At 34.0% G+C, this 14,563-nt stretch carries 11 protein-coding genes and 1 other RNA gene; all 12 read left to right on the forward strand.

Annotation, left to right across the window (positions count from 1 at the left end; genetic code table 11):
* The first annotated feature begins 704 nt into the window (after nt 1-704).
* The 12 genes from secG (at nt 705) to ACFSFY_RS05440 (ending at nt 14,475) form a co-directional block, all read left to right on the forward strand.
* Entirely contained in the window at nt 705-932 is a 228-nt protein-coding gene (secG, locus tag ACFSFY_RS05385) for a preprotein translocase subunit SecG (protein ID WP_381536158.1), read from the forward strand.
* A gap of 65 nt (nt 933-997) precedes the next feature.
* Nucleotides 998-1,744, forward strand: coding sequence for an alpha/beta hydrolase (locus ACFSFY_RS05390; RefSeq protein WP_381536159.1), 747 nt, complete (start codon nt 998-1,000; stop codon nt 1,742-1,744).
* Between the two features lie 40 nt (nt 1,745-1,784).
* The gene (rnr, locus tag ACFSFY_RS05395) at nt 1,785-4,115 is read left to right on the forward strand and encodes a ribonuclease R (RefSeq protein WP_381536160.1); all 2,331 of its coding nucleotides are present in this window, start codon (nt 1,785-1,787) and stop codon (nt 4,113-4,115) included.
* A 52-nt stretch (nt 4,116-4,167) separates the two neighbouring features.
* Nucleotides 4,168-4,635: an SsrA-binding protein SmpB gene (gene smpB / locus ACFSFY_RS05400; protein WP_381536161.1), complete on the forward strand. Its 468-nt coding sequence runs from the start codon at nt 4,168-4,170 to the stop codon at nt 4,633-4,635.
* A gap of 93 nt (nt 4,636-4,728) precedes the next feature.
* Nucleotides 4,729-5,089, forward strand: a transfer-messenger RNA (tmRNA) gene (gene ssrA / locus ACFSFY_RS05405).
* Between the two features lie 988 nt (nt 5,090-6,077).
* On the forward strand, nt 6,078-7,100 hold the full coding sequence (locus ACFSFY_RS05410; protein WP_381536162.1) for a polysaccharide biosynthesis protein: 1,023 nt from the start codon (nt 6,078-6,080) through the stop codon (nt 7,098-7,100).
* Nucleotides 7,100-7,969 carry an SDR family oxidoreductase gene (locus ACFSFY_RS05415; protein WP_381536163.1) on the forward strand — a complete coding sequence of 290 codons (870 nt, stop codon included), beginning with the start codon at nt 7,100-7,102 and terminating at the stop codon, nt 7,967-7,969. Before ACFSFY_RS05410 ends, ACFSFY_RS05415 begins: the two co-directional genes overlap by 1 nt.
* Nucleotides 7,969-9,093 (forward strand): non-hydrolyzing UDP-N-acetylglucosamine 2-epimerase, encoded by a 1,125-nt coding sequence (gene wecB / locus ACFSFY_RS05420; protein WP_381536164.1) that lies wholly within the window; start codon nt 7,969-7,971, stop codon nt 9,091-9,093. Before ACFSFY_RS05415 ends, wecB begins: the two co-directional genes overlap by 1 nt.
* Nucleotides 9,094-10,004: 911 nt before the next feature.
* Complete coding sequence (locus tag ACFSFY_RS05425; RefSeq protein WP_381536165.1) at nt 10,005-10,976, forward strand: glycosyltransferase; 972 nt, start codon at nt 10,005-10,007, stop codon at nt 10,974-10,976.
* 525 nt (nt 10,977-11,501) lie between these two features.
* Nucleotides 11,502-12,116 carry a sugar transferase gene (locus ACFSFY_RS05430; protein WP_381536238.1) on the forward strand — a complete coding sequence of 205 codons (615 nt, stop codon included), beginning with the start codon at nt 11,502-11,504 and terminating at the stop codon, nt 12,114-12,116.
* Nucleotides 12,117-12,186: 70 nt separating this feature from the next.
* Nucleotides 12,187-13,116 (forward strand): NAD-dependent epimerase/dehydratase family protein, encoded by a 930-nt coding sequence (locus ACFSFY_RS05435; RefSeq protein WP_381536239.1) that lies wholly within the window; start codon nt 12,187-12,189, stop codon nt 13,114-13,116.
* Between the two features lie 27 nt (nt 13,117-13,143).
* A complete protein-coding gene (locus tag ACFSFY_RS05440) occupies nt 13,144-14,475 on the forward strand; it encodes a glucose-6-phosphate isomerase (protein WP_381536166.1) in 1,332 nt (443 codons plus the stop codon).
* Nucleotides 14,476-14,563 lie beyond the last annotated feature (88 nt).

Genomic DNA, 14,563 nt, shown 5'->3' on the forward strand with positions numbered 1-14,563 from the left:
TCTAGAGCAAATAAGCTCTATTCATAAGCTATAAAAAAGAAATAAGTGATATTCACAATGAAAAGGTTGGATTGTCATTTACACATAAATATTGACACTCCCATGCTATCAATTTATGGTAGAGTATTGGAGATTTTATTAATATCTAATATATATTCATTATATAAACAAAAAGCAAATAAATTAATAATGATTTATCTAATTTGTTTTTTTAGTTTGTTTTACGTAAATAAAGAAATGAGTTCAATGAGAATTCAATCTAGTTTGATATATGAAAGCAAATTTACGACACCTTACGTAAATATTTATAATAAAAATAACTTTTTATTTGAAAATAAATTTAATAACTTAATCGATATAAATGGTGGAAGATAGAGATAGGAAATCTAATGTTTTTTATAAAGTGAGTATTATTTGATTGATAGTACAGTAACTTAGTATGGATATGCGAAGCTGAGCTTAGAAAAAGGAATCCAATCAAATATAATAACTTTAGTAAAAGTTTATAAATTATAACTTTTTGAAGGTTTCGGGACTTACTACTATAGGAAATGATTTTATATGAAAGTAGAGAGTATCTTTGGAAACAGAAAACTATCTTTACCAATCAAACCGGTATGTAAATTCCACAAAAGCTTGTATCTCATCCCTCAATTTGGTAAAATAGAACTTGTTGTGAAGTTCTTTTCAGGAGGTGGAACAAAATGCATGCTTTACTGTTGATACTGCTCGTAATCGTAGCACTCTCACTAATTGGAGTTGTTTTATTGCAATCTGGATCAAGTGCAGGTCTTTCAGGAGCAATCTCCGGAGGAGCTGAACAGCTTTTCGGAAAACAAAAGGCACGCGGTTTAGATTTAGTTCTTCAAAGGGTAACTATAGTACTGGCAGTTTTGTTTTTTATATTGGCGATTGCCATAATGAAGGCATAATTTAATAAATTACAATCGTCTGACCTTCCGAATGGTCGGGCGTTTTTTTTACGGAGGGATACGATATGAGAGTATCACAACCAAAACCATTTTTTATTGAAGAAGGAAAACGGGCTGTTTTGCTGTTACACGGATTCACTGGCACTTCAGCGGACGTTCGAATGCTTGGTCGGTTTCTTGAGAAAAAAGGGTACACATCCCATGCACCTCACTATAGAGGACATGGTGTGCCACCTGAAGAATTGATACATACTGGACCCGAACAATGGTGGGAAGATGTCCTACAAGGGTATAATAAATTGAAGGATGCTGGATATGATGAAATCGCTGTTGCGGGATTGTCACTTGGAGGCGTATTTTCACTAAAGTTAGGGTATAGCATACCATTAATGGGCATAATCACAATGTGTGCACCAATGACTATGAAAACAACAGATGTAATGTATTCAGGTGTACTAAAATATGCTCAGGAATATAAGAAATTCGAACGAAAAAGTGAAGAAGTAATTGCTGCTGAAATGAAGAATTTGCAATTACAAGAAATGCCTTCACTTACTGATTTACGAGAACTTGTATATGATGTACGTGAGAATGTAGACACTATTTATGCACCTCTTTTCGTTGTTCAAGGATCCTTAGATGATGTCATCGAACCTGAGTCCGCAACGGTTATTTATGAAAATACAGAATCTGTTGCGAAACAAATTAAATGGTATGACAAGTCAGGTCATGTGATTACGCTTGGCCCTGAAAAAGAGATGCTGTACGAAGACATATATAAATTCCTCGAATCACTCGATTGGAGCGTGTGAAAAATCAGGAAATAGGCCATGCTAAATAATTGAAGGAGGGATGAACTTGGATAATTTTGAAATTGAAATGCAACAGAAGTTGTTGTTAATGATGAGAGAAGAAGCATATAAACCTCTAACTGTGCAAGAAATCCAAGAAATGTTGGAATTAGAAAATGCTGATGAGTTTAAAGAACTTGTGAAAATGCTTGTTCAACTTGAACAAAAAGGTCATATTATACGATCGAAATCAAATCGTTATGGTGTTCCTGAGAAAATGAATTTTGTTCGTGGTAAATTTATCGGCCATGCTAAAGGTTTTGGTTTTGTTGCACCAGAAACAGAAGGAATGGATGATGTCTTTATACCACCCAATGAGGTAGATGGAGCTATGAATGGCGACATCGTTCTTGTACGTGTCACAAAGAGTGATTCAGGAGACCGACGAGAAGGAACGATTATTCGTGTAGTTGAACGAAAAACAACAAAGGTTGTAGGAATGTATCAAGACAATAAAGGTTTTGGCTTTGTTATTCCAGATGATAAAAAACTTCCAATGGATATATTCATCGGAAAAGGTGATTCGTTAGAGGCTGTCGAGGGGCACAAAGTTGTTGTGGAAATAACGAAATTCCCTGAGGATTCCAAATCTGCAACAGGAATCGTTACGCAAATCCTTGGTCATCGAAATGATCCAGGCGTAGATATATTATCTATTATTCATAAACATGGTATTGAAGTTGAATTTCCAGAAGATGTACTGAACCAAGCAAATAAGATCCCAGAAGAAGTTCAGGAAAAAGACTTATTTAAACGACGTGACCTTCGCGAAGAAATGGCTGTTACGATTGATGGAGCGGATGCAAAGGATTTAGACGATGCAATTTCAGTTGTTAAAAATGATGATGGGACTTATATTTTGTCCGTTCATATTTCCGATGTTAGTTATTACGTAACAGAAAACTCGCCTATGGATGCTGCCGCTTATGATCGTGGCACGAGCGTTTACTTAACGGACCGAGTGATACCAATGCTTCCACATAGGCTTTCAAATGGAATTTGCTCTTTGAATCCTGGAGTAGATAGATTAACACTGTCTTGTAAAATGACGATTAATCAAAGTGGTAAAGTGATCGCTCATGAAATATTTGAAAGTGTTATCCGTTCAAAAGAGCGCATGACGTATACAGATGTATATAAAATTGTTGATCAAAAAGATGAAGAGCTCATTAAAAAATATGAGCAAGTCGTCCCGATGATTAACCATATGGCAGATCTTGCAGACATATTAAAAAGTAAACGAATGGAACGCGGAGCAATTGATTTTGATTTTAAAGAATCAAAAATAATCGTAAACGAAGAAGGATGGCCAACGGATATAGTTGTGATTGAACGTACTGTATCAGAACGTCTAATTGAAGAGTTTATGTTGGCTGCGAACGAAACGATTGCTGAACATTTCCATTGGCTGAAAGTACCTTTCATTTACCGTATTCATGAAGATCCTAAAGCAGAAAGACTGCAACGTTTCTTCGAGTTCTTAACAAACTTTGGAATAGTCGTAAAAGGTACGGGCAATAAAATTCATCCTCGTGCATTACAAGAAATAGTTGAATCCATAGAGGGATTACCAGAAGAGGCTGTCATTTCTACAATGCTTCTACGTTCTATGCAACAAGCAAAATATTTTGATGAAAGTATTGGCCATTTTGGACTTTCAACAGACTTTTACACACATTTCACAGCACCGATTCGTCGATATCCTGACTTAATCGTTCATCGATTAATCCGGACGTATTTAATTGAAAATGATGTTTCTGCACAAACGGTAGAACATTGGGGTGCAAGACTATCTGAAATTGCTGCACATACCTCAGAACGGGAACGTCGCTCTGTTGAGGCAGAACGCGATACTGAATCACTGAAAAAAGCTCAGTTTATGCTGGACAAAATTGGTGAAGAATTTGAAGGAATTGTTTCTTCGGTAACGAATTTTGGTTTGTTTGTAGAATTAGAAAATACAATAGAAGGTCTTGTTCATGTAAGTCTTATGACGGATGATTATTATCGTTTTGATGATCGTCAAATGATAATGATTGGGGAACATACTGGAAAACAATATCGTTTAGGCGATGAAGTGACGATTAAGGTTGTTGCTGTAAAACCTGAAGAATCGGCGATTGACTTCGAATTGGTTGGTATGAAACAGTCCTTCCATCGTCCAAGAAGAGAAACTCCGAAAGTGATTCATGCAAGCAAGAAAAAAGACGATGGAAAGAAATCCACATCTCATTCAAGTAGTAACAAGAAAAGTGGTACAACAGGTAAAAAGCAAAAGTTTTATGAAGGTGCTGCCAAGAAATCCAAAAAAAGTCCGAGAAAAAGAAAATGATTTTGGATTTATGCAATTTGTTACGTTAACTGCCTGTTAGGAGGAGAAGCAAATGGCAAAAGGAAAAGGGAATGTTGTTGCTCGTAATAAAAAAGCTTATCATGATTTTGCTATTGAAGAAACCATAGAAGCCGGCATTGTCTTAAATGGAACTGAAATTAAATCGATACGTAAAGGCAAAGTCCAGCTACGAGAAGCGTTCATACAAATCCGAAATAACGAAGCATGGATTATTAATATGCATATTAGTCCGTATGAACAAGGAAATCGTTTTAACCATGATCCTGTTCGAACCAGAAAGCTTTTGCTTCATAGGAAACAAATTGATAATTTGCTGGGACAAACGAAACAACAAGGTTCTACAATTGTTCCAATTATGATGTATTTGAAAGACGGTTTTGCAAAAGTGTTGATTGGGATTGGTAAAGGTAAGAAGTTGTATGATAAACGCCACGATCTAAAGAAGAAAGAAGCTAAAAGAGATATGGATCGTGCCGTCAAAGCAAATCAGCAATCTTGATTTTTTCCGGAAAATAGGATAGAGTAAACAATGTAGTAGAGTTCAGATGCCTTTTAATAACATTTAAATAGGCAGTCCTGACATTCCCATTTAGGGGACGTTACGGATTCGACAAGGGTAGTCTAAGCTTGAGTTGCGCGTCGGAGGGCTCGGCTCCGTCAGAAACGGCACTTATAATAACAGGCAAAACAAACAACAACCTAGCATTCGCAGCGTAAGCTGACTGAATCTGCCTTGTGGTGCCATCGCCCATGTGGTATTGCAAGGCTCACTTATTAGTGGGATACGACGACTGTTGCCTTCTGAGGCGGTCGGAAGAGATTCTCAGAATAGCGTACATGACGCCCTGATTGCCGGCAGATTGATACGCGAAACCCTAGTAGACAATCTATACGCGTAGACGCTTAAGTGTTGGGGCCTTTGGACGCGGGTTCGACTCCCGCCGTCTCCATAGAAATATGGCTGATAATGTAGTCGTATCAACGGTTTTATAGAAAAGGGATATTGAACGAGAGGTAAACTCTTGTTCAATATCCCTTTTTTTGTTGTTTAGGAAAAACATCTTATATTGTGACTCGCTTACTTAAAAACCAAACATCTGAAAATAGATACTGGATATAGTTTCCTTGAAATTATGAACAAAATCATCAAAGTAAACTGTAATCTGTCATTACCTACAATAAAAAGAATGATTCTTATCCAATAGGTCTTGATGAGTGTTTTGAACCGACTGTGTTGAACCGACTGTGTTGGGAAATATCTAACGTTATAATAGTTTCGTCAATACAGTACAAAGTAATGTAAACAGAATTATATACATAAAGTAAAAGAATGACATATGATTTCAAACAGATTGATATTGTATTCAATGTCAGAGAAAATTTTTTTTGAATTAAAAGGATTCAAAAACTAGCAACAGTATAATCGTTTATTTCATGCGGCTTTAAAGATGTTATTATAAAATCTGTTTATTTGAGACTTATTAAAAGTACGCGATTCGATGTTAATTCAAAGTAGATAAATAAATTTGAAGACTATAAAAAAAATTACTATAGAAATACTGATTTAGAAGAATAATTCTATAAGGATCCTCATATAGTGGAGAATACTATTATTTAAACTTATGTCGATGATGGATATCAAAGAAGTATCATTGGGCATGAAAAACGAAAGGAAGTTATTAATGGATCTAAAGTAGTTCTTTTTTGAAACTGGTAGGAAAAGAAAGACTATCAGAATGAAGCTGAATTATTTCATCTCTAGATTTTCGGCTTCTTTAGAAACCAAATCTTTAGGATAAGCTGTTAAATATTTTATAGACAAGCCAATAAACTTCAAATAATGCCAAAAAAGAAGATATTACTTTAAAAAAACATGGTGCTAAGTTTCTACATTTTATAAAGATTTGAGGACGAACCATATAAATTGACGGGAGGAAAACCATGTTCAAAGATAAAACATTGTTAATTACAGGTGGGACAGGTTCTTTTGGAAATGCAGTAATGAATCGATTTTTGCATTCGGAAGTTAAAGAAATAAGAATATTTTCACGGGATGAGAAGAAACAAGATGATATGAGAAATAAATATAAGGATGATAAACTCAGATTTTATATAGGTGATGTTCGTGATATTGGCAGTGTGAAAAATGCCATGCATAATGTAGATTATGTTTTTCATGCAGCTGCATTGAAACAAGTACCCTCTTGCGAATTTTTTCCGTTGGAAGCTGTTAAGACAAATGTATTTGGTACAGATAATGTACTGACATCTGCTATTGAATTTGGGGTGAAAAAGGTTGTTTGCCTTTCAACAGATAAGGCTGCTTATCCTATTAATGCTATGGGAATATCTAAAGCTATGATGGAGAAAGTTTTTGTAGCAAAATCAAAGACAGTCAATCCAGAGAACACATTAATATGTGGTACTAGATATGGAAATGTAATGGCTTCTAGAGGTTCAGTCATACCGTTATTCATTGAACAAATTAAGAACGGACAACCATTAACTGTAACAGACCCTAATATGACAAGATTTTTAATGAGTCTAGAAGAAGCTGTAGATTTAGTAGTATTTGCATTTCAAAATGCAGAAGCAGGAGATATCATGGTTCAGAAATCACCTGCATCCACAATCGGTGATCTAGCCCAATCGATGAAAGAACTTTTTAATGTTGATAATCAAATAGGAGTTTTCGGTACCCGACATGGTGAAAAGTTATATGAAACGCTTCTAACAAAAGAAGAGCATCTTGTAGCTCAGGATATGGGTAACTTTTACAGGGTACCTTCTGATAAACGAACTCTTAATTACGATAAATATTTTGTTGAAGGTAATGAACAACTTCAAGAGGTAGAAGATTATAACTCACATAATACTGAGAGACTTAATATAGAGCAAATTAAGGAGAGATTATTTAAGCTTGATTATATACAAGACGAGTTGAAGAACTGGGAGTGGAGATAATGAAGGTCTTGATCTTAGGTGGGACTGGTATGACTGGACATGCCATCGCAATATACTTTAAAGAAGCTAATTATGATATAACAATATTTAGCCGCGGAAAAGTTGACTATTGCCAGTATATCATTGGAGATATAACTGATTTAAAAAAACTTGAAGAGATAATTGTTGAAGGGGAATACGATGTAGTGATTAATGCTATAGGTATTCTTAACCAAGATGCTGAAGACAATAAGTCAACTGCAGTGCTTCTAAATAGTTATATACCCCACTTCCTAAGTGATATAACGAAACATTTGAAGACGAAAATTCTTCACCTAAGTACAGATTGCATATTCTCAGGAACAAAAGGAGGATATTCAGAAAAATCAATTGCAGATGGAGAGCGCTTTTATGATAGATCGAAAGCTTTAGGGGAATTGAGGAATGATAAGGATCTCACATTCAGGTATTCATTAATTGGTCCTGATATGTCCGAAAAGGGTATCGGACTTTTTAATTGGTTTATGAGACAAGAAGGCCAAATTCATGGATTTACTAAAGTGATTTGGACGGGTGTAACGACACTAACGCTTGCGAAAGCTATTGAGCAAGCATTAAAGGAAAATCTTACAGGCCTTTATAATCTAGTAAACAATGAAAATATATGCAAGTATGAACTGCTTAAGCTATTTAATAAACATATAGATGAGGGTAAAATTGAAATTTTGCCAAGTGATAAACTAACACAGGATAAATCGTTGATTAATAATAGAACAGATTTTTCATTTGAAGTGCCTAGTTATGAAGTTATGGTTTTAGAGATGATGGAGTGGATAGAGAATCATAAAGAGCTCTATCCGCATTACTTTAGATTGGGAGTGCGAATTTAATGAAGAAGTTGAAATTAATGACAATAGTAGGTACTCGCCCTGAGATAATTAAGCTTTCAGAGGTGATTAAGAAAAGTGACAAGTACTTTCAACATATTTTGGTTCATACAGGTCAAAATTATGATTATTCATTAAATCAATTATTCTTTGATAATTTAGGCATCAGAGAACCCGATTTTTATCTTGATGTAGTAGGGGATAATTTGGGACGAACAATGGGGAATATACTAGCTAGATCATATGAAATTATGGTTCAAGAACAGCCTGACGCACTGCTTATTTTAGGAGACACAAACTCCTGTTTATGTGTATTATCAGCTAAAAGACTGAAAATACCAATCTTTCATATGGAGGCTGGTAATAGATGTTTTGATGATAACCTACCAGAAGAAGTGAATAGAAGAATTATTGACCATACTAGTGATGTTAATCTGTGTTACACAGAACATGCTAGAAATTATCTGAACTGGGAAGGCGTTTCTAAGGAAAGAACTTACGTGGTAGGTTCACCAATGGCAGAAGTGTTAAAAGTAAATAACGAACAGATTAATAGTAGTAACATACTTGAAGAATTAAACTTACAAAAGGATAAGTATATTTTACTGTCAGCTCATAGAGAAGAAAATATTGATAATGAAGATAACTTCATAGCACTTATGAATGCAGTAAATGTTATGGCTGAAAACTATAATCTCCCAGTAATATATAGTGCACATCCAAGGAGTAAGAAGTTTATAGAACAAAGGGAATTTAAATTTCATCCAAACGTTAAAACTTTACAGCCTTTTGGTTTTGCAGATTATAATAATCTTCAAAAAAATGCATTTTGCGTTGTCTCGGATAGTGGAACTATTGCTGAAGAGGCTTCTTATTTCAAATTCCCAGCAGTATCTTTAAGAACAAGTACAGAGCGGCCAGAAGCTTTAGATAAAGGTAATATGATTATTGGGAACATAACGACTAAACAAGTTCTTCAAGCAGTAGATATGGCAGTTGAGATGAATAGACAAGATGAGTTTGGTGAAGGGGTCCCAAATTATATAGATGAAAATGTAAGTATAAAGGTAATAAAATTGATTCAAAGTTATACCGGCATTGTTAACCAGATGGTATGGAGAAAGTAAACCCAGGTGGCATTTACTTTTAATAGGATCTATCAACGCGATGAATAATCGTTCAATTACTCGATGTGTCCACTTGCGCTGCTTAGATACTACAGAAAGACTTTTCTAGAATAAAGAAGCAAAATGCTTGTACCTCATCGAACATAAAATTCGATGTTGTGCAGGCGTTTTTTTATTATTGATTTTATATTATTGACAGATTAAAATTCTGAAATAATCTTTGATTAATAGTTCTGACGATGGCCTACCTATATTCATAATACAAAAGATCGAAGACTGATATAAATAGTATGTATAAAATATGAATAATGGGTGGATACTCTATGTAATTAGTAATCGTTCAGATTACTAATTACATAATTCAATTTGAAATTACTTACATTTTTGCATGAAGTGAAAAAGGCACGATTCCTAACTTGCTTTCTGAGGTTTCTGTAATTTATTCATAGTGCCAAAGTTTTCAAGTAGTAGCTGGTTGAATTATAAGATGTCTTGTAATACGTTTTGTTCTGAATCCTAAAGGAGATGAATATAGTAGATTATGAACTGCGAGAAAAAAGCGGCTAATTGTAAATTGAAATACAACTGATTACGATTTAGGAGGTAGCTAAATTTGTGAAAAAGCACTATTACTATTATCTATTCGACAATATTAATTTTATAAACTGGGACAAGTTTTAGTGGAAAAGATTTGAATAAATTAATACTACTGAATAGGGCTATGTGGTAAGAGTGCTAAATGAGTTATATTATAAATTTATTTAAGCAATAGAAAATATCTTGTCTCGAAAAATATATATACATTTTTTATATTATTCAAAAATCCAAACTAAGGAAAAAGAAATGTTATATAGCATGAGTCTACGAGTTATCTTTTTAAAACATCGAAAACGAATGAAAAGAGGGGTTATATGTCAGTATTAGTGAGTGTCAATTGTGTTACCTATAATCATGAAAAATATATTAGAGACGCTATTGAAGGTGTGTTGAAACAAGTTACGGATTTTGATTTTGAGTTTCTAATTGGAGAAGATTGCAGTACCGATTCTACAAGGAAGATAGTTGAAGAGTATGTATTGAAGTACCCTGAGAAGATACGAATGATCACATCGGAAAAAAATGTAGGTCACAGATTAAATAATATTAGGCTTCATGACGAATCTATTGGGAAATACGTAGCGATTTGTGAAGGCGATGACTACTGGGTAGATCCATATAAACTTCAAAAACAAGTAGATTATTTAGAAAACAATCCGGAATGTACTTTTAGTTTTCATAATGCCTACACGGTAAATGCCAGAAAAGAAAAAATCGAAGAAAAGAATTCTTTAATAAAAAAAAATAATCCATTTTTCACAAGAACTAATAATTATGACGCTGGTGAAGTAACCCTACTTGGTGTTGTACCAACATCATCATTTATCTACAGAAAAGAACTATTGGATAATCCTCCTGATTGGTATTATACGGCGGTAGTTCGAGACATGTCTGTAAAGTTCATTGCAACTTATTATGGATATGCACATTATTTCAATGAAAGTATGGGGGTATATAGAGTTGGAGTGAAGGATTCATTGACTGATAAGTGGAGACAGGATAGACGGAAGAAAGAAATTCAAATAGAACTAAATAAAGGATTTATACAATTATTGGATAACTTTAATCATTACTCTGGAAATAAGTTTAAGGAAAATATAGATAAGTCTAAAATTCCGTTTGAAATTATGATCTTATCATTAGAAGAAAATAAAGATGAAATTAAAAATGAGAAGTACAAAGACTATTTGGATAAACTTGGTGTAAAAGAAAAAGTGGTGTATTATGCACGTATTAATTTTCCTAAACCTTTTGCATTCTTTGCACGTATGAAAGCATCTAGATAAAAACATCAACTCTACTTAAGGTCGATTCAAATAGAAGTTCCTTTCATAAACTACTGTTAGTATTCGTTTAGCTTCCACTCAAGAAAAATAATCAATGGTCTATTTCTGGATAAAACCAAGAGATAGACCATTTTTTATTTTAGTTCAATATTAGTTGCAAAATACAAAGAAACCAATTGATGATTTAATTTATGCAGGATACATAGAGTGAATAATAAGTAGAGAAAATGAAGTCTTTTTAGAAGTAGTTTTTTCTAATAGCCAATATATATAACTACTTTGTATGTATGAAAGACTTATAAATAGATAATACTTCGACTAGTTGATATGAAAAATGACTATTTATGTAGTTCGTTTTATTAATAGGCCGTGAAGTTCTTTTTATCCAAGAAATTGAATAGAGTGTACTATGACTAAAAATCTAGATAAGGCTGGATTTCCGGTTTATCCAATACTAACTATTAAATGTAGTTTCTAGGAGGACGGTTTATGCAAAGAATCATTTTTGAGGAACAGACTCGGAAAATGTCATTATCCTATTTATTTTGGAAAAGAGTTTTTGATATCGGGACGAGCCTACTATTGATCATACTTTGTATGCCTTTACTATTATTCTTTTCATTATTGAGTTTAATTACTCAAGGAAAGCCCATTTTATTTAAACAAACAAGGACAGGTCTAAATAATAAGTCCTTTATTATTTGGAAGTTTCGAACAATGAAAGAATGTATAAAAGAAAAAGGTGAACATATATATGATTGGGGTGAAAGTGTTCCGGATGAATTTATTTTTAAAACTGGAAGTAACAGTCAAGTAACTAAATTGGGTAAAATCTACAGGAAATATAGTATTGATGAACTTCCACAACTCTTTAATGTATTGATTGGAGATATGAGTATTGTTGGTCCAAGGCCGGAAATTCCTGCAATTACAAAATATTACGATGTCCATCAAGCACGAAGATTAAATGTAAAACCAGGAATAACTGGATACGCTCAAATAAATGGGAGATCCGAAATAAATCATGGAAAAAAGATTAAACTCGATCTTAATTATGTTGAGAATTGCTCCATTTTATTAGATATAAAAATACTACTAAACACCGTTGTGTTGGTATTAAAAGGAAAGGGTGCTTATTGAATAAAATGCGTAGCATTTCTTAAAGAACGTTTCCCAAAAATTTACCTTGGAGGTGGCTCATACTTTGAAAGTGTTAATAACGGGTGGTGCGGGGTTCATTGGCTCACATGTAATAGACGAATTGGTGAAAAATGATTTTCAGGTTGTATCTGTAGATAACTATATAACTGGGTTCAAAAGTAATTTATCAGATGCCGTGAAAGCTTATACGATGGATTTAAATGATCCTAAATTAGAATCTGTTTTTATAAATGAACAGCCAGATTACGTAATTCATTTGGCTGCTCAAGCTTCTGTTATGGCATCCATGAACAATCCTCAATTTGACTTTTTCACGAATACAGTAGGAACAGTAAATGTAATGGTTCTGTCCAAAAAGTATCATGTGAAAAAGTTCTTATTCGCTTCGACCGCAGCGGTATATGGTGAACCAGAATATCTTCCAATTGATGAAAAACACTCGATAAATTCACAATCTTTTTATGCACTTTCGAAACATTCTGCTGAAAATTACATTAGACATTATAGCCAATTTAAAGGGCTAGATAGCTGCATCTTAAGATTTTCAAATGTTTATGGACCAAGACAAAATGAAAACGGTGAAGCTGGTGTAATTTCAATATTCATCAATCGTTTATTGGGCGAGGAAAAAGTGAGTATTTATGATGGAGGCCAAACTAGGGATTTCGTTTATGTGAAAGATGTAGCCTTTGCTTGTCGTTTGGCTTTGGGAGTTAAGGCGAAGGGAATATATAATGTAAGTTCTTGTTCGGAAACGACTATAGAAGAATTATATTATAAAATCTCAAATCTTTCAGGGCTCCATGCTATGCCTATATTCGAGCCGAAAAGATTTGGTGAAATTGAAAAAAGTGTTTTAAACAATATTAGGGTGAAAGATGAATTACAGTGGTTTACACAATATAGCTTATCTGAGGGTCTTCAAGAAACTTTACAATATTACATGCAAAAAAAGTCTAATGAAAAAGTTTCTATATAAAAATGGGCAGAGTGGGGTGGGGAGTTTTTGACACATATCACGTTCGATTATTCAAAAAGTCTTCCTTTTATTCAGGAATATGAAATGAGTGATTTACAAAGCACTGTCCGTTTTTTTGATCGAAAAATTCGAAAAAGTCAAGGAGTGGAACAGAATTCACTTGGTTGGTTGAATTACCCGGTAAGCTTTGATGTAAATGAATTCAATCGAATAAAGACAGCTGCATTAAAAGTTAGAGGAAATAGTGAGGTTTTGCTTGTTATAGGTGTTGGTGGATCATACATGGGTTCAAGAGCAGGAATAGAGATGCTTACTCATACTTTTCAAAATGAACTATCCACTAAACAACGTGTAGGACCACAAGTTATTTTTGCAGGAAATAATCTTAGTTCATCATATATTTCAGACGTAATTGACTTATTAGAAGGAAAAGACTTTTCTATAAATGTCATTTCTAAATCAGGTACAACCCTTGAGCCGGCAATTGCATTTAGAGTTTTCCGTAAGTTGCTTGTAGATAAGTATGGACGAACCGAAGCACAATCCCGAATTTACATTACAACGGACAGAGAAAAGGGGACTTTAAATAGAATTGCAAAAAGTGAAGGGTATGAAACATTCAATATACCTAGAAACATTGGGGGTCGTTTTTCTGCATTAACTTCAGTAGGTTTATTTCCAATGGCGGTTAGTGGAATTTGTATAGATTCCATTATGGAGGGTGCCTCCACTGCTCGAACTGATTTGACGTCGGATGATCTAAATGAAAATGTAGCTTATCAATATGCAGCCATTCGAAACCTTTTATATAGCAAAGGAAAAGGAATTGAACTGTTAGTAAGCTATGAACCAAATCTCCAAAGTTTTTCGGAGTGGTGGAAGCAGCTCTACGCCGAAAGTGAAGGGAAAGATGGGAGAGGAATATTTCCGACATCTGCAGTCTTTTCAACGGATTTACATTCACTGGGACAATACATTCAAGACGGCAGGAAAAACATCTTTGAAACAATAATAAAAGTTGGAAAACCGAATAAGGATGTTGTAATTGAAAATGAGGAAACTGACTTTGATGAGTTGAATTATTTGAATGGAAAAACAGTGAATTATTTAAACTTGAAGGCGTTAGATGGGACTTTACAGGCTCATACAAACGGTGGTGTACCGAATTTAATCATACAAATACCTGAGATGAACGCTTATACATTTGGATATCTAGTCTACTTCTTTCAGTTAGCATGCGTGATGAGTGGATACATATTAGGAGTGAATCCATTCAATCAACCGGGCGTAGAGGCATATAAAAGTAATATGTATCAATTATTAGGCAAGAGAGAGTACCAAAAATCTGAAACTATATGAGAATACAGAAAAAATTACTTTGAAATTACTTCTTAGGTTACAAGTTTTGCTATAAAGATAATACAAATTGCAATAAGTGATTGGGAGT

This window comes from Sporosarcina siberiensis, assembly GCF_042681925.1.
Classification (GTDB): Bacteria; Bacillota; Bacilli; order Bacillales_A; family Planococcaceae; genus Sporosarcina; species Sporosarcina siberiensis.

Excerpts from the sequence above, each read along its gene's own strand:
- secG (WP_381536158.1), top strand. The coding sequence starts at position 705 with ATGCATGCTTTACTGTTGATACTGCTCGTAATCGTAGCACTCTCACTA.
- ACFSFY_RS05410 (WP_381536162.1), top strand. The coding sequence starts at position 6,078 with ATGTTCAAAGATAAAACATTGTTAATTACAGGTGGGACAGGTTCTTTT.
- ACFSFY_RS05425 (WP_381536165.1), top strand. The coding sequence starts at position 10,005 with ATGTCAGTATTAGTGAGTGTCAATTGTGTTACCTATAATCATGAAAAA.
- ACFSFY_RS05415 (WP_381536163.1), top strand. The coding sequence starts at position 7,100 with ATGAAGGTCTTGATCTTAGGTGGGACTGGTATGACTGGACATGCCATC.
- rnr (WP_381536160.1), top strand. The coding sequence starts at position 1,785 with ATGAACTTGGATAATTTTGAAATTGAAATGCAACAGAAGTTGTTGTTA.
- ACFSFY_RS05390 (WP_381536159.1), top strand. The coding sequence starts at position 998 with ATGAGAGTATCACAACCAAAACCATTTTTTATTGAAGAAGGAAAACGG.
- ACFSFY_RS05430 (WP_381536238.1), top strand. The coding sequence starts at position 11,502 with ATGTCATTATCCTATTTATTTTGGAAAAGAGTTTTTGATATCGGGACG.
- smpB (WP_381536161.1), top strand. The coding sequence starts at position 4,168 with ATGGCAAAAGGAAAAGGGAATGTTGTTGCTCGTAATAAAAAAGCTTAT.
- wecB (WP_381536164.1), top strand. The coding sequence starts at position 7,969 with ATGAAGAAGTTGAAATTAATGACAATAGTAGGTACTCGCCCTGAGATA.